At 64.4% G+C, this 16,959-nt stretch carries 17 protein-coding genes and 1 tRNA gene; 12 read left to right on the top strand and 6 right to left on the bottom strand.

Annotated features, from left to right (window positions below):
• Positions 1-37: 37 nt before the first annotated feature.
• Positions 38-1,510 carry an aldo/keto reductase gene (locus AB2B41_RS09270; protein ID WP_367877492.1) on the bottom strand — a complete coding sequence of 491 codons (1,473 nt, stop codon included), beginning with the start codon at positions 1,508-1,510 and terminating at the stop codon, positions 38-40.
• 100 nt (positions 1,511-1,610) lie between these two features.
• On the opposite strand from AB2B41_RS09270, the gene AB2B41_RS09265 reads away from it, so the two are divergent.
• Positions 1,611-1,985 carry a TIGR04076 family protein gene (locus tag AB2B41_RS09265; RefSeq protein WP_367877491.1) on the top strand — a complete coding sequence of 125 codons (375 nt, stop codon included), beginning with the start codon at positions 1,611-1,613 and terminating at the stop codon, positions 1,983-1,985.
• Positions 1,982-3,067 (top strand): aldo/keto reductase, encoded by a 1,086-nt coding sequence (locus tag AB2B41_RS09260; protein ID WP_367877490.1) that lies wholly within the window; start codon positions 1,982-1,984, stop codon positions 3,065-3,067. The genes AB2B41_RS09265 and AB2B41_RS09260 overlap by 4 nt, the downstream gene beginning before the upstream one ends.
• Before the next feature lie 47 nt (positions 3,068-3,114).
• Here the strand turns inward: AB2B41_RS09260 and AB2B41_RS09255 are convergent, their stop codons facing one another.
• Entirely contained in the window at positions 3,115-3,768 is a 654-nt protein-coding gene (locus AB2B41_RS09255; RefSeq protein WP_367877489.1) for a hypothetical protein, read from the bottom strand.
• Positions 3,769-3,905: 137 nt separating this feature from the next.
• Between AB2B41_RS09255 and AB2B41_RS09250 the strand changes: the two genes are divergently transcribed.
• The 5 genes from AB2B41_RS09250 to AB2B41_RS09230 are packed head-to-tail and all read left to right on the top strand — an operon-like array spanning position 3,906 to position 8,567.
• Positions 3,906-4,682, top strand: coding sequence for an ABC transporter ATP-binding protein (locus AB2B41_RS09250; protein WP_367877488.1), 777 nt, complete (start codon positions 3,906-3,908; stop codon positions 4,680-4,682).
• Entirely contained in the window at positions 4,679-5,410 is a 732-nt protein-coding gene (locus tag AB2B41_RS09245; protein ID WP_367877487.1) for an ABC transporter ATP-binding protein, read from the top strand. The genes AB2B41_RS09250 and AB2B41_RS09245 overlap by 4 nt, the downstream gene beginning before the upstream one ends.
• On the top strand, positions 5,407-6,321 hold the full coding sequence (locus AB2B41_RS09240) for a branched-chain amino acid ABC transporter permease (RefSeq protein WP_367877486.1): 915 nt from the start codon (positions 5,407-5,409) through the stop codon (positions 6,319-6,321). The genes AB2B41_RS09245 and AB2B41_RS09240 overlap by 4 nt, the downstream gene beginning before the upstream one ends.
• Positions 6,318-7,292 carry a branched-chain amino acid ABC transporter permease gene (locus tag AB2B41_RS09235; protein WP_367877485.1) on the top strand — a complete coding sequence of 325 codons (975 nt, stop codon included), beginning with the start codon at positions 6,318-6,320 and terminating at the stop codon, positions 7,290-7,292. Before AB2B41_RS09240 ends, AB2B41_RS09235 begins: the two co-directional genes overlap by 4 nt.
• Positions 7,293-7,310: 18 nt before the next feature.
• Entirely contained in the window at positions 7,311-8,567 is a 1,257-nt protein-coding gene (locus AB2B41_RS09230; RefSeq protein WP_367877484.1) for an ABC transporter substrate-binding protein, read from the top strand.
• A 69-nt stretch (positions 8,568-8,636) separates the two neighbouring features.
• Here AB2B41_RS09230 and yidD read toward each other — a convergent pair whose 3' ends face one another.
• From yidD to rpmH, 3 genes are read right to left on the bottom strand one after another with little or no spacing between them, the layout of a single operon-like run.
• Complete coding sequence (yidD, locus tag AB2B41_RS09225) at positions 8,637-8,858, bottom strand: membrane protein insertion efficiency factor YidD (protein ID WP_367877483.1); 222 nt, start codon at positions 8,856-8,858, stop codon at positions 8,637-8,639.
• On the bottom strand, positions 8,855-9,280 hold the full coding sequence (rnpA, locus tag AB2B41_RS09220) for a ribonuclease P protein component (RefSeq protein ID WP_367877482.1): 426 nt from the start codon (positions 9,278-9,280) through the stop codon (positions 8,855-8,857). The genes yidD and rnpA overlap by 4 nt, the downstream gene beginning before the upstream one ends.
• Positions 9,281-9,305: 25 nt before the next feature.
• Positions 9,306-9,440, bottom strand: a complete 135-nt coding sequence (gene rpmH, locus AB2B41_RS09215; protein ID WP_043868490.1) for a 50S ribosomal protein L34 — start codon at positions 9,438-9,440, stop codon at positions 9,306-9,308.
• A gap of 311 nt (positions 9,441-9,751) precedes the next feature.
• Between rpmH and AB2B41_RS09210 the strand changes: the two genes are divergently transcribed.
• The 4 genes from AB2B41_RS09210 (at position 9,752) to AB2B41_RS09195 (ending at position 13,476) form a co-directional block, all read left to right on the top strand.
• Positions 9,752-10,486, top strand: a complete 735-nt coding sequence (locus tag AB2B41_RS09210) for a TVP38/TMEM64 family protein (protein ID WP_367877481.1) — start codon at positions 9,752-9,754, stop codon at positions 10,484-10,486.
• Positions 10,483-11,901 (top strand): dihydrolipoyl dehydrogenase family protein, encoded by a 1,419-nt coding sequence (locus AB2B41_RS09205; protein WP_367877480.1) that lies wholly within the window; start codon positions 10,483-10,485, stop codon positions 11,899-11,901. Before AB2B41_RS09210 ends, AB2B41_RS09205 begins: the two co-directional genes overlap by 4 nt.
• A gap of 36 nt (positions 11,902-11,937) precedes the next feature.
• Entirely contained in the window at positions 11,938-13,323 is a 1,386-nt protein-coding gene (locus AB2B41_RS09200; protein ID WP_367877479.1) for a sensor histidine kinase, read from the top strand.
• A 76-nt stretch (positions 13,324-13,399) separates the two neighbouring features.
• Positions 13,400-13,476 (top strand) — tRNA-Arg (locus AB2B41_RS09195).
• Between the two features lie 38 nt (positions 13,477-13,514).
• On the opposite strand, the gene AB2B41_RS09190 is transcribed toward AB2B41_RS09195, so the two are convergent.
• Positions 13,515-14,543 carry a phosphotransferase family protein gene (locus AB2B41_RS09190; protein ID WP_367877478.1) on the bottom strand — a complete coding sequence of 343 codons (1,029 nt, stop codon included), beginning with the start codon at positions 14,541-14,543 and terminating at the stop codon, positions 13,515-13,517.
• A gap of 329 nt (positions 14,544-14,872) precedes the next feature.
• On the opposite strand from AB2B41_RS09190, the gene AB2B41_RS09185 reads away from it, so the two are divergent.
• Positions 14,873-16,285 (top strand): hypothetical protein, encoded by a 1,413-nt coding sequence (locus AB2B41_RS09185; protein ID WP_367877477.1) that lies wholly within the window; start codon positions 14,873-14,875, stop codon positions 16,283-16,285.
• The last annotated feature ends 674 nt before the right edge of the window (positions 16,286-16,959 follow it).

Genomic DNA, 16,959 nt, shown 5'->3' with positions numbered 1-16,959 from the left:
GCTGCGGTGCGGCGCGTCGGGGCAATCGTGCAGCCCGTCACCCATCGCGAACCATCGCTTCGACGTCGATTTCCACCTTGTGCGCACCGATCAGCCCGGCGATCCGGTAGAGCGTATTCACCGGCTTGATATCGCGGAAGACGCGACCGTGCGCTTCGGAGATATCGACGACATCCGCTTCGTCGGTGATGTAGACGCGGGTGCGCACGACGTCCTCCGCGCCCCCCCCCAGCGCCTCGATGGCGGCGATGATCCGGTCGAGGATGTAGACGGTCTGCGCACCGGCGTCCTCCGGTGCCACGGCGCGGCTGTGGCCGGACACGGCCGTGGTGCCGGCAACAAGAATGCGGTCGCCGATCCGGCGTGCACGGCAATAACCGGCGATGTCCTCCCATTTCGAGCCCGTCAGCACGCGGGTCTCTCCGGGGCGTCCCGGTACGGCGTGCGCGGTCTGGGCGGGGGGCATCTCTGCCAAGTGATGCGACAGGTCGCCCGAGGCTGTCAGGAACGGCGGCTTGCGGTATTCGTCGCCACAGTCGCCGGGGATCGGCCGGGTCTGTTGAAAGCCCTTGTCGAGCGTCGCCCGGTCCTCGTCATCCAACGCGAAGGAGAAGAGGCGCATGTTGTCCTTCGCATGCATGTTCTCGCCCAGCCGTGCGCCGATGATCACACCGGCGACATGCGGCTGGTCGAGCACCCAGCGGGTGGCGACGTTCGAGACCGACACCCCGTGTTTGTCGGCCACTTTCTTCGCGGCCCGCAAGATCGCCTGCAGCGCGTCCCATCCCCCGGCTTCGTCGATGAAGCGCTTGTATTTCATCTTGGACCAGTCGGCGATCTCGTCAGGCTCGGGCTGGTCGACCCAACGGTCGGAGAGAAACCCGCCGCAGAGCGTGCCATAGGCCAGAACATGCGCCCCGTGTTTGGCGCAGACCTTTGCCATCTCGCCCGCCGCGCGGCGGTCGATCAGCGAAAAGCTGACCTGATTGGTGCGCAGGGGAACGCCATCGGACAGGGCGAGATTGAAATGCGCGGCGTCGAAATTCGTCACGCCCAGTTCCGCGATCAGGCCTTCGGCGCGCAGGCGTGACAACTCGTGCAGGCTTTCGAGCAGGGTATCGTCCAGGTAATCCCAGCAGTGGAATTGTAGGAGATCCACACGCTCCGTCCCAAGCCGGTCCAGCCGGGCCTGCACGCCTTCGCGGATCGCCCCGGCGCTCAGGGGACCGGGGGTCGGCACCCATTTGGTGAAGGCCAGCGGGCGCGGGTCGGGCGCACGCGCGAGCAGCCGCCCGGTCAGGATTTCCGCGCTGCCGTAGTGATCGGCCATGTCGAAGGTGTCAAAGCCGGCATCCACGTAGGCCTGCAGCGCGTCGGCCCCGGTGTCCGGGTCGATCTCATTGCCGTCACGTTCCATGTCTGCAACCTGCCAGAGCCCCGTCAGGACCCGGCTGATCGTCATGCCTGGCGCGATCTCGAAACGCTCCGGTGCCTGTTTCGTCTGGCTCATGTTGTCCTCTCCCGCGTGCCGCGATCCTGTATCGCCGCACCAGATTGACGACAAATTCCGGAAGTGCAAACCTGATCCGGTGTGATCGGGCGGGAAAGCGATGGCAGAAAAATCCGAGGAAGCCGGTTTCTGGCTTTATGATCTGCGCGTGGAAACCGTGCTGGACGGCCGCACGCCGGTCTGCCTACACGTGGAGGGAGAGAGCTTTCGCGTGATCGGCGAGAACCTTGTCTTTGAAAGGGATCAGAAGGTGTCGATGTACGCGCTGGCGGGGCTGCTGCCGCTGTTGCCCGCCAAGCAGAGGGAGACGGCCCCCGGCGACTGGATGTCCACGGATGCCGAGGTTGCCTGTCCCGATCCCCATTGCGGCGGGCGATTCCGGATCGTGCGGGAAGACCGGCGCTGGTTCTCGCATGCCGAGACAACCGGCTTGCCCGATGCACGCGGCACGCCCTACTGGCAGGAGCAGGAATGAGCACACCGGAAACCATGGACTTGCGGCCCGGCCACCCGATTTCGCGGGTGATCAAGGGGGGCTGGCAACTGGCGGGAGATCACGGCGAGGTGGACCGTGCGACGGCCATTGCGGACATGGAAGCCTTCGTCGAGGCGGGGATCACGACGTTCGATTGCGCCGACATTTACACCGGGGTGGAGGAGATGATCGGCGACTTCATCGCCGACCTGCGGCGCAGGCGGGGCGCAGAGGTCGCCAACCGGGTGATCGTGCATACCAAGCTGGTGCCGGACCTCACACGGCTGGATGTCTTCAGTCAGGCGGATGTGGAGGCCATTGTCGATCGCTCTTTGCAGCGGTTGCAGAGCGAGCGGCTGCACCTGGTGCAATTCTACTGGTGGGACATGAGCCGGGGCCATGCGCTGGACGCGCTGGGGGCTTTGAAGCGATGCCAGGAGAAGGGCAAGATCGCCAATCTTGGCGTCAACAACTGGGACGCCGAAAGCGTCGCCCGTTTCACCGATGCCGGGTTCGATATCGCGGCGGCACAGGTGCAGTATTCGGTGCTGGATCGCAGGCCTGCAGTGACGCTGGCCCCCTGGGCGGCCGAGAATGACGTGCATCTGCTGAGCTTCGGCACGCTCGCGGGTGGGTTTCTGACGGACAAATGGCTGGGACAGCCCGATCCCGGCTTTGAATTCTCAAACCGTTCGCTGATCAAGTACCGGCTGATCATCGACGAATTCGGGCCTTGGGACCTGTTCCAGACCCTGCTGCAGACGCTGGACGCGGTGGGCAAGCGGCACGCTGTGCCGCTCAGCGCGGTGGCCACGCGCTGGGTGCTGGACCAGCCGCAGGTGGCGGCGGCCATCGTGGGCGCGCGCTATGCGCGGCATCTGCCGCAAACGCTTCAGGTTTTCGACCTTGCCCTGACCGACGCCGACCGGGCCGAGATCGCCGCCGTGCTGGACCGATCCGGCGGGCCGAATGGGCCGGTCTTCTGCCTCGAAAGCGACCGCAGCGGGCGGCACGGGCGGATCATGAAGTACAACCTGAACACCAATCCCGACGATCAGATCCACGCGGCAAAAGGCGACTGACCCGGCTCAGACGCCTTGCCAAGACCGACCGGCACGCGCGAGGTCGGTCAGCAGCATCTGCGCGACCGGATGCGGCGCATCGGCGCGCGTCTCGAAGCGGATGGTCCTGTGCTGTGCCATCTGATGCCGTCGCCTTCGGCCCTGACGTCGATTTCGTGGGGCGTGTCGACGCCGCCGCTTTCCATCGTCAACACCGTCGCCTCAAGTCCCGGCCCGTTCAGCGCCATGGCAACCGCCGTGTTGAGCCGGTCCGGCCAGCGCACAACCGCGCGCGAGAGCGTGCCGGTCCACGGCTCCTCGATCTCGGGGCCGCGCATCGTGATCTCCAGCTTGCGGGCCTGCAGAGGCATGTTCGCCATGCCGCAGGCGAAGAGACGCAGGGGATGACCGGATTGCGCCGAAACGGTTGCGATACGCGCATGGAAGGCTGCGTCGGCCATGGCAACGGCCCCCACCGACCAGAAGGGCGCCAGCGAAAGCGCCCCTGGCCCAAAGTCGCGCAAAGCATCTGGACCCGCCGAGTCGATGATCAGGTCCGCGCGGTGGCCAAGAAAAGCCTCCGCCTCTGTCGTGTGGCCCGGCAGGCCAGGCACCGGGTGTCGGGTCAGCACCCGGCCAAGGCGCCATCCGTCCAGATCGCTGATGCGCTGCACCAAGGCGCTGCCGATCTCACCGTAACCGATGACCGAGACGGTCTTCATGCGTCTATCACCTTCCCACATGCTTTTGACCCGTCTAACGTAGTCCGAAAGAGGGATCAGAAGAAACGGGGACGGGGCCGGGTGCGGACAAGGAAACAGCCCAAGGCAATCAATGTGCATTTGGCGGAGGGCAGGCGGTGAGCGGCGGGCACCCCATTCTGTCGACCAGGGACCTGTCCTGCAGCTTCGGTGCGCTTCGGGCCGTGGATGGTGTGAGCCTCGACATCGAGCGCGGCACGATGACGGGCCTCATCGGGCCCAATGGCGCGGGCAAGACGACCTTCTTCAACCTGCTCGCCGGAGCCTTGAAGCCGACCGGGGGGAGCGTGCATTTCGATGGGCAGGACGTCACGGGGATGAGCCCGGACCGGCTGTTTCACCTTGGCCTGACGCGCACATTCCAGATACCCCGCCCCTTTTGCCGCCTGAGCGTGCTGGAAAACCTGTTGCTGACCCCGCCCCGCCAATCGGGAGAGACGATCACGGGCGCTGTCTTTCGGCGCGGCAGGATGCGCGCGGAGGAGCGGAAAATGCGCGAGAAGGCGATGGGTATCCTTGACTTCATGACGCTGGCTGACCTTGCCGATCATCCAGCGGGAAAAATCTCGGGCGGGCAGACCAAGCTTCTGGAACTTGCGCGTGCGCTGATGGGCGATCCGGCGCTGATCCTGCTGGATGAACCGGCGGCGGGGGTGAACCCGTCGCTGACCAACATATTGATCGACCGTATCGAGGCGCTGAACCGGCAGGGGCTTACCTTCTTCATCATCGAACACGACATGGATTTCGTGATGCGCCACTGCGCGCCGGTGATCGCGCTGGCCGAAGGCCGGGTGGTGTTCCACGGCTCCGCCGAAGAGGCGCAGGCGGATGAAGGTCTTCTCGATGCCTATCTCGGGACCGGCGTGGCATGAGCGCGGAGAACACCCTGGCGGTTTCGGGGCTGGAGGCGGGCTACATCAAGGACCTGCCGATCCTGCGCGGCATCGACCTTAAGGTGCGGCGCAACGCGCTGACCTGCATCATCGGCCCGAACGGGGCGGGAAAATCCACGCTGATCAAGGCGATTGCCGGGCTGGTGCCGGTCTCAGCCGGGGCGGTTGCATTGGATGGCAGGACGATCACGGGCATCCGGGCGGACCAGATGGCCGATCTTGGCATGGCTTACGTGCCCCAGACCGACAACATCTTTCGCACGCTGACGATACGCCAGAACCTCGCGCTTGTCCTGCGCCGGAACCGCCAGCGCGACCAGCGGCTGGAGGAGCTGTTCAGAATGTTCCCGCCTTTGAGGGACAAGCAGGGGGACCCGGCGGCCTCGCTTTCGGGCGGGCAGCGGCAGATGCTGGCCGTTGCGATGGCGTTGGCGAACAAGCCGTCGCTGATCCTGATGGATGAACCCTCTGCCGGGCTCGCGCCCAAGGCGGCGGCGGAGGTGCTGGACCTCGCGCGGGAGTTGACCCGCGAGGGGGTGTCGATCCTGCTGGTGGAGCAGAACGTGAAACAGGCGCTCAGGGTCTCGGACCACTGTTACATCCTTGCCGAGGGGCGCAATCAGATCGATGGCCCGGCAGCGGATATTCTGGCGGACCCCATCGTGGGTGAGATTTACCTTGGGCGTCGAAGGGTGAGTACGCCATGATCCAGAACCTGATGGACGGCATCCTGACCGGCTCGATCATCTCGCTGGGGGCGATTGGCCTGACGATGGTCATGCACATGCTGCGGTTCGCCAATTTCGCCTATGCGGAACTGCTGGCAATCGGGGCTTATGCGGCACTGGTCTTTGACCGGCTGTTCGCAGCACTGGTGCCGGTCATGGATCAGTCCTTTGGCGGTCTGAGCCTGACCTGGTCGCTGACACTGGCCACGCTTGCGGCGATGGCCGTTACCGGGGTTTCCGCCGTCCTGATCGACTGGGCCGTCTTTAAGCGCATTCGCGAAAAGGCCGACGCGCTGTCGATGGTTTTTGCTTCCTTCGGCGTGGCGCTGATCATCCGAAACGTGATCACCCTGATTTTCGGGCTGAAGGCGGAGCTTTATTCCAACGATATTGCCTTTGCCATGGTGCTGAGCCGCGATCCGCTGCTGCTGATCAAGCCCGATCAGGTTTTCGTCCTTGTCGCAGCCCTTGTGCTTATGGGCGTTTTCCACATCGTGTTGTCCCGCACGACCTTCGGCTTTGCCCTGCGGGCGGTGGCCGAAAACCCGGCCCTTGCGCAGGTGGCGGGTGTGCCGCTGGCCCGGATGGTTGTCGTGGTCTGGCTGATCGGCGGCGCCTTTTCCGCGGCTGCGGGTGTCTTCTATGCGCTCACCAACCACCTGTCGCCGCTTATCGGGCACAACTTCCTGCTGCCGGTCTTTGCCGCCACCATCGTGGGCGGTATCGGCAGCGTATACGGCGCGCTTCTGGGCGGGTTCATCGTCGGCACGGCCTCGGGCCTTGCGCTGCAGCTCCTGCCATCGGGCTATATTCCGGCGATGCCCTTCCTGATCATCCTCGCGGTGCTGCTGGTGCGTCCGCAGGGGCTGTTCGGAGAGGCGCAGACATGATCGGCGTGATCTCCTACCTCGCCTTTTTCGGCACCGTGGCGGCGATGCTGGCGATTGCCGTGCTTGGCCTCAACCTGCAATGGGGCAACACCGGGCTGTTCAACGGCGGCGTGGCCGCGTTCTTCGGGGCGGGGGCCTATGGGGCCATGATCCTCGGCGGCCCCGCCGATCCGATGCAATTCGGCGGGTTCGAATTGCCCTATCCGATCGCCTTCGCGGGTGGCATCCTGCTCGCCGCGCTTGTGGCGTGGGTGGTCGGCCTGCTGACCCTGCGGCTCAGGCACGATTACCTCGCCATCGCGACCTTCGGCGTGGCCGTGGCGCTGGAAGCGGTGGCGCGCAATGCCGAATGGCTTACCGGCGGGGCCAAGGGCATGCGTGGTTTTCCAAGGCCCTTCGAAGGGGCCTTCGCTGACCAGTTCAGCTACAACCTCGCCTTCCTCGCCTTTGTCGTGATCGTCCTGATCCTTGTCTACATCGGCCTCGAACGCCTGATCCGCTCACCCTATGGCCGCGTTTTGCGCGCGATCCGGGAGGACGAGGTCGCCGCCCGCGCGCTCGGCAAGAACGCCACGCGGCTGCGGCTGGAAGCCTTTGTCCTCGGCTCCGCCATCATCGGCGCGGCGGGGGTGCTCTACGTCAGCTTTTACGCCTTCATCAGCCCGCAGGACATGGCCCCGATCCTGACCTTCCAGATATGGGCGATGCTGATCGTCGGCGGCGCGGGCAACAACCGGGGTGCAGTCCTCGGCGCCTTCCTGATCTGGGGGGCATGGACGTCGAGCGGTTTCCTCCTTGCCCGGTTTGCGCCGACGGCGGTTCAAATCTACACTGGACCGATCCAGTACATCATGATCGGATCGATCATAGTGGGGATGCTGCTCTGGCGCCCGCAGGGCCTGTTGCCCGAACGCATCGAGACAACGAAAACGGGGAACGAAGCGCCCCAAGTGAAAGCTTCGCAAGGATAAACAGGGAGACCTTCCAACATGAAAACCAGATTTCTCAGACAGCTTGCCGTGGCGGCGGCTCTGACCATCGGCGGCGCCGGGGCGGCCATGGCGGAGTGCCCGGTCAAGGTGGGCGTGGCCCTGCCGACCTCGGTCGATTGGGGCAAGCCCATCGCCGAAACGGCCCTTTGGGTCGCCGAGATGATCAACGAGGCGGGCGGCGTCGACGGCTGCCCGGTCGAGACGATCCTGCGGGACACGCAGGTTGACGCGAAGGTCGGCGTCGACGCGGCGAAGGCGCTTGTCGATCTCGACAAGGTGCAGCTGATGATGGGCGCTGTTTCTTCCGGTGTTACGTTGCCGATCCTGACCTCGGTCACGGTGCCTGCGGGCGTGATGCAGATTTCCTGCTGCTCATCCTCGACACGGATCACCGCGCTTGCGGAAGAAGGCAGCACCAAGGGCCTCTGGTTCCGCACCTTCGCCACAAGCAACGTGCAGTCCGCGGTGCTGACGAAACTTGCCAAGGAGGCGGGTTACGGCAAGGTCACGGTCTTCTACAAGAACGACGACTGGGGCCAGGACATGGCCAGCCTTCTGGACAACACGCTGAAGGCCTCCGGTATCGAGGTCGCGGCATCCATTGCGATCACGGACAACCAGCCATCCTACCGCGCCGAGGTGACCGAGGCGCTGGGTGGCAATCCGGATGCGGTGATCCTTGCCCTTTATCCAAAAGAAGGCATTGCCGTGGTCCGCGAATGGATTTCGCTGGGGGGCACCACCAAGATGGTCGGGGCCAACTCGCTGAAGTCAGAAGAATTCCGTGACGCGGTGGGAATGCAGTATCTCGGCGACTTCATCGGAGCGGACACCTCGTCGCCGCGGACGGACTCCGCCTCGGCCTTCGTGGAAGCCTACAAGGCGCATTTCGGCTCCGACCCGAGCGGGCCGGGCCTTGCCAACAGCTTTGATGCCGCCGCGATTTCGCTTCTGGCCTATCACGCTGCTGGCAATGGTGCGACAGGCGCCGAGATTGCCGCCAAGGTGCCGATGGTGACGGACCCGGCGGGCGAGCCGGTCGAGGCGAACGTCGAAGGCTTCAAGAAAGCCATGGCGCTGCTGAGCGACGGCAAGGCGGTGTCCTTTCAGGGGGGTACCGGCGCTGTGACCTTCGACGCGAATGGCGACGTCTCCGCACCGGCGGTGTCCTGGGCGTTCTCCGAAGATGGCATTGTTGAAAAACAGTACATCCCGCTTGAAGAGGTCAATGCCTTCATCGCGTCCCTGAACTGACGCTTCATCAGACGTCATCCCCGGCGTTGCTTGGCGCCGGGGATCGACCAACGCGACCGCGTTCGGCACCTAGTCCGGGACGTTGTCGATGCCGCTGCCGCCCCAGGGATGGCATCTTGCGATGCGGCGGGCGGCAAGCCAGCCACCTTTCAGTGCACCATGTTTTTCCAGCGCTTCGAGCGCGTAGGCGCTGCAGGTGGGCTGGTAGCGGCAGTTGTGGCCGACCCAAGGGGAAAAGATCAGGCGATAGGCCCGGACGGGGAGGGCGAGGAGGCGGGCGAGAGGTGTCATGGAGCACCCCCGTGGAGCCGCGCGAGCGCGGCGCTCAGATCGGTTTGCAACTGGGCAAAGGGGAGATTGGCCGTGGTGTCCTTGCGGCCGACAAACACGTAGTCGTGGCCGGGGCGGCCTTCGGTCGGCAGGATCAGGCGGGCGATCTCGCGCAGGCGGCGCTTGGCGCGGTTGCGGGCGACGGCGTTGCCGACCTTCTTGGAGCAGGTGAAGCCGACGCGGATCGTCTCCGGCCCCGGGGGTTCATCGGTGCGGCGGCGGCGCATTTGCAGGACAAAGCCCGGTTTGGCCACATGGGCCGCGCGGGTGGCGCGCTGGAAATCCGCGCGCTTGGTAAGGGTGACAAGACGCAAAGAAACCGCCGGGGGCGCGTCCCCGGGTGTGGCGGTATCGCCATCCTGGGGGGCCTCCGGCGGTGTCATGCTTGTCCGGTGCTGTAAGCGCGGTTTACGCGCTCAGCGATTTCCGGCCACGAGCGCGGCGCGCGTTGAGGACCTTGCGGCCCGCCTTGGTTGCCATGCGTGCACGGAACCCGTGGCGGCGCTTGCGCACGAGATTGGAAGGTTGATAGGTGCGTTTCATCGCTCCGTCTCCATCTGATTCAAGGCTGGCGAGCGGATTCGGCCCGCCAAGCGGCAATTCAAGCCCGCTCTCTACTGGGGGCGGGGGGGCAAGTCAAACCCCCCAAGGGTGTAAAAAACCGGGTTTTGCAACATTTTCGCACCGGGAGCGGGGAATATGTTTCAATGCGCAGGCTTTGGGCCCGATTGGGTGCCGAAACACACACCGGGTATCAAGCGGCCGTGATCGGGGTATCGCCGGACGCGGGGCCGGTCCATGTATGAGGGAACAAGGTGAAATTCCCATGACAGGCGGTGCGACCGATGAGCCCCATGGCTGACACGGACAAGAGCAAGACGGGGATGGCCCGTATCCTTCCGATCCTTCTGATCGCCCTCGTGGCGGTCATCGGGGCCTTTACCCTGCGCGATTATCTCAGCTTCGAGGCGCTGCGCGAGAACCGTGAGGCGCTGATCGCCTTCCGGGATGCGAATTACGTGCTGACGGTCGTGGGGTTCGTGCTGGGCTATACGGTGATCGTTGCGTTTTCCTTGCCCGGGGCGGCGATTGCGACGCTGACGGGGGGGTTCCTGTTCAACCTTTTTCCCGGTGTTTTTTACAATGTCACCGGGGCGACGCTGGGGGCTGTCGTCATCTTTCTTGCCGCGCGATGGGGTCTGGGCGAGGCGCTGAAGGCGCGGATGGAGGCCTCGGAGGGGATGGTGGCCAGGATCAAGCGGGGACTGGATGAAAACCAGTGGTCGATGCTGTTTTTCATCCGGCTGGTGCCGGCGGTGCCGTTCTTTGTCGCCAACCTGATCCCGGCGTTTCTGGCGGTGCCGCTGTATCGTTACGTCATTTCCACCTTCCTTGGCATTCTGCCGGGGGCGCTGGTCTATACTTCGGTGGGCGCAGGGCTGGGGGAGGTTTTCGCGAGCGGCGAGACGCCGGACCTTGGCATCATCTTCGAGCCGCATATCTTGTTCCCCATTCTGGGGCTTTGCGCATTGTCGCTCTTGCCCGTGCTCATCAAGGCCGTGACCGGCAAGAAGGACCTGCTGAAATGACCCGCATCGAAACGGACGTTCTGATCATCGGCGCGGGCTCGGGCGGGTTGTCCGTTGCGGCGGGGGCGGCGCAGATGGGGGCGGATGTGGTCCTGCTGGAAGGGCATAAGATGGGGGGCGATTGCCTGAACTTCGGCTGCGTGCCGTCGAAGGCGCTGATCGCCTCGGGCAAGGCGGCATACGGGCAGCGGCATGCCTCGAAATACGGGGTCGAGGATGTGGCGGGGACGGTGGATTATGCGGCCGCCAAGGATCACGTGAAGGACGTGATCGCGCAGATCGAACCGATGGACAGCCAGGAAAGGTTCGAGGGCTTCGGGGTGAAGGTCATCCGTGAATACGGGCGCTTTATCTCGCGCGACGAGGTGCAGGCGGGCGATACAGTGATCAAGGCGCGGCGCGTGGTGATCGCCACGGGTTCCTCGCCGCTGGTGCCGCCCATTCCGGGACTGGAGACCGTGCCCTATGAGACCAACGAGACGATCTTTGATCTGCGCGAGCGGCCCGAGCATCTGCTGATCGTGGGCGGCGGGCCCATCGGCATGGAGATGGCGCAGGCGCATGTGCGGCTGGGCTGCAAGGTGACGGTCATCGAGGGCGCGAAGGCGCTGGGCAAGGACGATCCGGAGCTTGCTGGGGTGGTTCTGGAGGCGTTGAAGGGCGAAGGTGTCGTGATCGAGGAAGACGCCATGGCCGCGGAGGTGCGCGGCAAGGCGGGTGCCATTGAGGTCGAGGCCAAGGACGGGCGCGTGTTCAAGGGCACGCATCTGCTGATGGCGGTGGGGCGCAAGGCGAATACCGAGCGGCTGGATCTGGAGAAAGCGGGGATCAAGCCCACCAAGAACGGGATCAGGGTGGATGACGGAATGCGGACCACGAACCGCAAGGTTTACGCGATTGGTGACGTGGCGGGCGGGCTGCAGTTCACCCATGTGGCGGGGTATCATGCGGGGGTGATCATCCGGTCGATGCTGTTCGGGCTGCCGTCGAAGGCCAAGACCAGCCATATCCCCTGGGCCACCTATACCGACCCGGAACTGGCGCAGGTGGGGCTGACCGAGGCGGAGGCGAAGAAGAAGCACGGGATCAGGCTGGAAGTGGTGCGTTTTCCCTATCACCACAACGACCGGGCGATTGCCGAGCGCAAGACGACGGGGTTCATCAAGGTGATGGTGGTCAAGGGACGTCCCGTAGGGGCCTCCATCGTCGGATACCAGGCGGGGGAGCTGATAAATCTTTGGGCCTTGGCACTGGCAAACAACCTGAAAATGAGCCAGATTGCCGCCATGGTAGCCCCCTATCCCACCATCGGCGAGATCAACAAGCGCGCGGCGGGCGCCTATTTCAGCCCGCGCCTGTTCGAGAGCGACATGGTCAAGCGGGTGGTCGGTTTCGTTCAGCGGTATCTGCCGTGAGGGCTGTGGTGTCGGGTCTCGCCGGGTAGGTCTTCGATGTTCAATTCCCTGTCCGGGCGGCTGCTGATCCTGACGACGGTCTTCGTGATGATCGCGGAGGTCCTGATCTTTGTCCCCTCCATCGCGCGCTTCCGGGAAGACTACATGTTGAACCGGCTGGAGCGCGCGCAGATCGCGTCGCTGGCGCTTTTGGCCGATGATATGCTTGATCCGGCGCTTGAAGCGGAACTGCTGGAAAACGCGCAGGTGTTCAACGTCGTGCTGCGGCGTGACGAGGTGCGGCAGCTGATGCTGTCCTCGGACATGCCGCAGACCATCGCCCAGACCTATGATTTGCGCGACCCTTCGGCGCTGGTGCTGATCCGGGACGCGCTGGCGCGGATGGTGAAGGCGGAGAACGAGGTGATCCGTGTGATCGGATCGCCGGTGCGCGAGGCAGGGTTGCAGATCGAGATCACCATGGAAACCGCGCCGATGCGGATGGCGATGATCGACTACGGCATCCGCATCCTGATCCTGTCGGCGGTGATTTCCATCGTGACCGCCTTTTTGCTGTTTCTGGCCATGCGCGCGCTGCTGCTGAAGCCGATTGCGCGGGTCGTGGGGCATATGCAGCGCTATGCCGAAGCGCCCGAGGACGCGCGGCGGATCATCAAGCCCTCGGCCAGCGTGACGGAGTTACGCGAGGCGGAGGACGCGCTGCGGACCCTGCAGACGGACCTTACGCAAGCATTGAAGCAGAAAGAGCGGCTGGCGCAGCTGGGCTCGGCGGTGAGCAAGATCAGCCACGATCTGCGCAACATCCTGACCTCGGCGCAGCTCTTTACCGACCGGATCGAGGCGTCGAAGGACCCCATCGTGCGGCGCATGGCACCCAAGCTGGTGGGCTCGATTACCCGCGCTGTGCATCTGTGCGAAAGCACGCTGGCCTTTGGCAAGGCCGAGGAGCCGGGGCCGACGCTGACCATGGTGTCGCTGGCGGAACTGCTGGAAGACGTGGTCGAGAGCGAGCGGCTGGCCACGGTGGGCCATGACATCAGCTTTGGTGCCGATGTGCCTTTGGGCATGATGGTGCGCGCGGACCCCGAGCAGCTTTACCGGGTGCTGTCGAACCTTGTGCGCAACGCGCGCCAGGCGCTGATGAGCAGGGGGCAGGGCGGCGAGATCGGGCTGCGGGCCGAAGACAGGGACGCGACCTGGGTGATCGAGGTATCGGACACCGGGCCGGGCCTGCCCATGAAAGCGCGGGATCACCTGTTCCAGCCCTTTCAGGGCGGGGCGCGCAAGGGGGGATCGGGCCTTGGGCTGGCCATTGCGGCGGAACTGGTGCGGGGGCATGGGGGGCAGCTGAAGCTGGTGAAAACCGACGAGGACGGGACGACATTCCGGCTGATCCTGCCGAAAGGGGACGGGGCGGTCTGACGTCGGGAGATTGTGGTGAGGGAAGGGAAAGTTGGGCTTGCAAACCCCGGCAAGGCCCACTAAACCGCCCGTCAGTGGACCGATAGCTCAGCTGGATAGAGTACTTGACTACGAATCAAGGGGTCGGGGGTTCGAATCCTCCTCGGTCCGCCACTTTCCTTACATAGCAATCCGACAAGCGCTTCGGAACGTCAGGCTGACTTGAGGGTCGCGGAGACACCCGTGAAACCGCGTTCGGCGGCTTCGAAGTTGCGCGACAGGCATTCGGTCAGGGGCGACTGGGCGGAGAAATACGCCCCCACGCGGCAGATTTGCGCGGCGAAGTCGGGGTGCACGCCCGCGTCGTCGAAGCGGCGGATGCGTGTCTTGCTGAGCCAGCCGCGTTTCTTGGCCTCCTTCGTGATCAGCTTGAGGCGCTGGACCACGTGGAAGGTGAGGTAGACGGAGAGGTATTCGAGGTAATCCTCGATCTTGTGGCCGCAGCTGGGGTCGTAGGCGTCGATGATCACGTCGACCATGTGGTCGGGGCGCAGCGGCCATGCCTCGTCGCCGATCAGCCAGGCGAGGTCTTCTGCACCGTGGCGCATCCCGCAGTATTCGAAGTCGAACCAGCGCAGGCGGCCATCGGAGTCGATGGCGGCATTGCCCGAGCGGCAGTCCCATTTGACGAACTGGTCCGCCCGGTTCGACAATAGCTCGGAGACGGCGGCGGGATCGAACCGGTCGGAGATCCCGCCGGACATCTCGTTGAGGAAACTGATCGCGCCGACGAAATTGTCCATCCAGAGCTCGGTTGATCCGAGGTGCGGCAGCATTTCGTGCAGCTTGGTCTGGCGCGCGGCGGCGTGAATGCGGAAGATCGCGCCGACCGCGTCCTCGGCCAGCGCCATGCGCTTGGCGCCGCCGACCTTGGCGATCTCGACGTTGAGCCGGCGGTCGCCGACGTTGGACTGAAACATCACCTCGCCCACCACGCCGAGGCATTGGGGAAGGTCGTCGCAGTGCTGACCGAGTTCGGTCAGTACAAAGGCTTCCAGATGGGTGCGGCGGAAGTTGGGGCGCAGGGTGGCAAAGACCTCGCGGTCGTCGGCGAGCGTCAGCAGCAGGCTTGCACGGCCTTCACCACCGGGGGCGGCGATGTCGTCGACCTTGGTGCCGAAGTGTTTCTCGGCGGCGGCGAGGATTGTCTCGCGTGCCTTGTTTCTCGATGAACTGCCCATACCGGTTCGCTGCCCGTCTCGATTGAATGACCGGAATACCGATACCCGGGCGATGCGGCAGAATCATGTCAAAAGCTTGGCGATTTGTCCGAAAATCGCGATCGGCCGCGCTGGAACTGTTCCGCGAATGGAGACGATGGGAGCGCCGTCGTTGATTTGTCTCCGCATTCCTGCCGCAATTTGCCTTAATTGGGTCACTTTTGGCGAAATTCTTGATTAGTTTTGCCGCTTTTGGCCAGCTTGGAGGGAATTCAAGCATCTGCATCAAGGGCATCGGACACCTGAGTCCGATGACAGGAAAGTGCGGCCTGTCAAAGGAGGGTATTCCCATGGGACGGCATTTCAATTTCGGTGGCTGGCAAGCGAGCAGCAGCAAATCCTACCACAACGGTGGCGTGGAGGGGAAAAGCTTCTCCAAGTGGTACGACAAGCATCTGTCGAAGCATTTTGGCGACGACAATGACGATGATGATGTGAAGGGCTCGGGCTCCGGTGGCACCAAGGGCAGCGGTTCCGGTGGCACAAAGGGCTCCGGCTCGGGCGGCACCAAGGGCAGCGGCTCCGGTGGGACCAAGGGCTCCGGCTCTGGCGGCACCAAGGGCAGCGGCTCCGGTGACACAAAGGGCTCCGGCTCTGGCGGCACCAGGGGCAGCGGCTCCGGTGGAACGAAGGGCTCCGGCTCTGGCGGCACCAAGGGCAGCGGCTCCGGTGGCACGAAGGGTTCCGGCTCTGGCGGCACCATGGGCAGCAGTTCCGGTGGGACCAAGGGTTCCGGCTCGGGCGGGACGAAAGGTAGCGGCTCCGGTGGCACGAAGGGCAGCGGCTCTGGCGGCACCAAGGGCAGCGGCTCCGGTGGGACCAAGGGTTCCGGCTCTGGCGGTACCATGGGCAGCGGTTCCGGTGGCACGAAGGGCTCCGGCTCTGGCGGTACCATGGGCAGCGGCTCCGGTGGGACGAAGGGCTCCGGCTCTGGCGGCACCAGGGGCAGCGGTTCCGGTGGCACCAAGGGGTCCGGCTCGGGCGGTACCATGGGCAGCGGCTCCGGTGGGACCAAGGGGTCCGGTTCGGGTGGCACCAATGGTGGCGATCCGGGGACGGGTCCGGTCGATCCGGGTGCTGACGACAAGACGACCTACACCTACCTCATGGGCGAGCCCGGGGATATTGCAGTCGACGTCACGACGACGCCACAAGGCTCGCTTTTCTTCGTGGTCCGGCAGGACGGCTTTGACGGCAACGACCAGGATATCGACGGGATCGTGTTCGACGTCGCCGACCAGAGCAGTCTGGACGAGTTGGTGATCTATCCAGACGAGAACAACCAGTCTCAGGGTGACATCACTGATCTTCAGATCGGCGCCGACAGCGTCACGGGTCTCTCCAACGGTGCGAGTGCCGATGGGACGTACGACGTCGGATTACAGTTCGGCACCGTCCCGGACGAGGTGACGGGGAACATCTCGCAGACGAACTTCACCGTAAGTTCGGCGGATGGATCGCCGGTGGGCTTCGAGGACATCGACCTGAACAACATGAAGGTCATCGTGAACTCGGAGGCCGGGACACCCTCGGCGCTGGGCGTGACCAGCAGCAACGCCCCGGACTGGACACCGGCACCCACGGTCGCCGATCCGGAGCCGACGGTCGAGGACATCATGGCGTTGATGACGCCGATGGCGGACGACGGGATGCCGGCCTCGATGGACGACAGCATGGCCGATGACGAGCTCTTTGAGTTCTAAACGGCCAGAGAACCACAGAAACGAAGCGGGCGGGGCCGAAGTGCCCCGCCCGTTTCCGTTCCGGGCCCCTGCGACGGGCGAGGCTTTCGGGGCCGTGCCCGGCCATGAACCGGATTTGGCCGCCGTATTCCTGGGTGCCCTGAACGAAGCTGGCGAGGGACTATTCCATGCGAAGAGAAATGTGGCGGGGAATGGCTCCGGGAAAACCGGAAAGGGGTTGATCGGGCGGCGTCGCCTTTGGTTTCAGGTTCCTCATACGAAGGCATAGGGGGCTGTGGCGGTGGTGGGCTGCATCCTCGTAAGCACAGCGGCTGGATACTGCAGGCCCTGGCCGGGGGGTCTGTTACGGGAAAGACCCGGTCGCAGAACCGTTCTGAAGCGGCGAAAATGGCGCCCGTGGTGGCGACCTCTTGGCAATATGGTTCCCTGGAGAATCGCGCGGCTTCACCTGCAGCCAGCAAGCCGCCCGGGGACATGCGCCGACAGAAGGGCCGGAGGATCATTTCCCTGGCAGCGCTTGGACGGGACGGAGGCAGGTTGAAGGACAAAGCTGCGCACGCGCAGTCGAGTCAGAGAAAAGGGAAAACGCCTGGGTGTTTTGGGGCCGATCCTTGCCCCGATCCTGTCACCTGGAAAGGCAAATGGACGGAAAAAGACCGATTGCACGGGCAAAA

It is taken from the genome of Sulfitobacter sediminis, assembly GCF_040811725.1.
Taxonomy (GTDB): Bacteria; Pseudomonadota; Alphaproteobacteria; order Rhodobacterales; family Rhodobacteraceae; genus Sulfitobacter; species Sulfitobacter sediminis.
The sequence above is the reverse complement of the archived record's forward strand: the minus strand, read 5'-3'. Positions and strand labels throughout refer to the sequence as shown.

What these genes read in the sequence shown, in the direction of transcription:
- AB2B41_RS09270 (WP_367877492.1), bottom strand. Translation starts at nt 1,510, where the DNA reads ATGAGCCAGACGAAACAGGCACCGGAGCGTTTCGAGATCGCGCCAGGC.
- AB2B41_RS09265 (WP_367877491.1), top strand. Translation starts at nt 1,611, where the DNA reads ATGGCAGAAAAATCCGAGGAAGCCGGTTTCTGGCTTTATGATCTGCGC.
- AB2B41_RS09260 (WP_367877490.1), top strand. Translation starts at nt 1,982, where the DNA reads ATGAGCACACCGGAAACCATGGACTTGCGGCCCGGCCACCCGATTTCG.
- AB2B41_RS09255 (WP_367877489.1), bottom strand. Translation starts at nt 3,768, where the DNA reads ATGAAGACCGTCTCGGTCATCGGTTACGGTGAGATCGGCAGCGCCTTG.
- AB2B41_RS09245 (WP_367877487.1), top strand. Translation starts at nt 4,679, where the DNA reads ATGAGCGCGGAGAACACCCTGGCGGTTTCGGGGCTGGAGGCGGGCTAC.
- AB2B41_RS09240 (WP_367877486.1), top strand. Translation starts at nt 5,407, where the DNA reads ATGATCCAGAACCTGATGGACGGCATCCTGACCGGCTCGATCATCTCG.
- AB2B41_RS09235 (WP_367877485.1), top strand. Translation starts at nt 6,318, where the DNA reads ATGATCGGCGTGATCTCCTACCTCGCCTTTTTCGGCACCGTGGCGGCG.
- AB2B41_RS09230 (WP_367877484.1), top strand. Translation starts at nt 7,311, where the DNA reads ATGAAAACCAGATTTCTCAGACAGCTTGCCGTGGCGGCGGCTCTGACC.
- yidD (WP_367877483.1), bottom strand. Translation starts at nt 8,858, where the DNA reads ATGACACCTCTCGCCCGCCTCCTCGCCCTCCCCGTCCGGGCCTATCGC.
- rnpA (WP_367877482.1), bottom strand. Translation starts at nt 9,280, where the DNA reads ATGACACCGCCGGAGGCCCCCCAGGATGGCGATACCGCCACACCCGGG.
- rpmH (WP_043868490.1), bottom strand. Translation starts at nt 9,440, where the DNA reads ATGAAACGCACCTATCAACCTTCCAATCTCGTGCGCAAGCGCCGCCAC.
- AB2B41_RS09210 (WP_367877481.1), top strand. Translation starts at nt 9,752, where the DNA reads ATGGCTGACACGGACAAGAGCAAGACGGGGATGGCCCGTATCCTTCCG.
- AB2B41_RS09205 (WP_367877480.1), top strand. Translation starts at nt 10,483, where the DNA reads ATGACCCGCATCGAAACGGACGTTCTGATCATCGGCGCGGGCTCGGGC.
- AB2B41_RS09200 (WP_367877479.1), top strand. Translation starts at nt 11,938, where the DNA reads ATGTTCAATTCCCTGTCCGGGCGGCTGCTGATCCTGACGACGGTCTTC.
- AB2B41_RS09190 (WP_367877478.1), bottom strand. Translation starts at nt 14,543, where the DNA reads ATGGGCAGTTCATCGAGAAACAAGGCACGCGAGACAATCCTCGCCGCC.
- AB2B41_RS09185 (WP_367877477.1), top strand. Translation starts at nt 14,873, where the DNA reads ATGGGACGGCATTTCAATTTCGGTGGCTGGCAAGCGAGCAGCAGCAAA.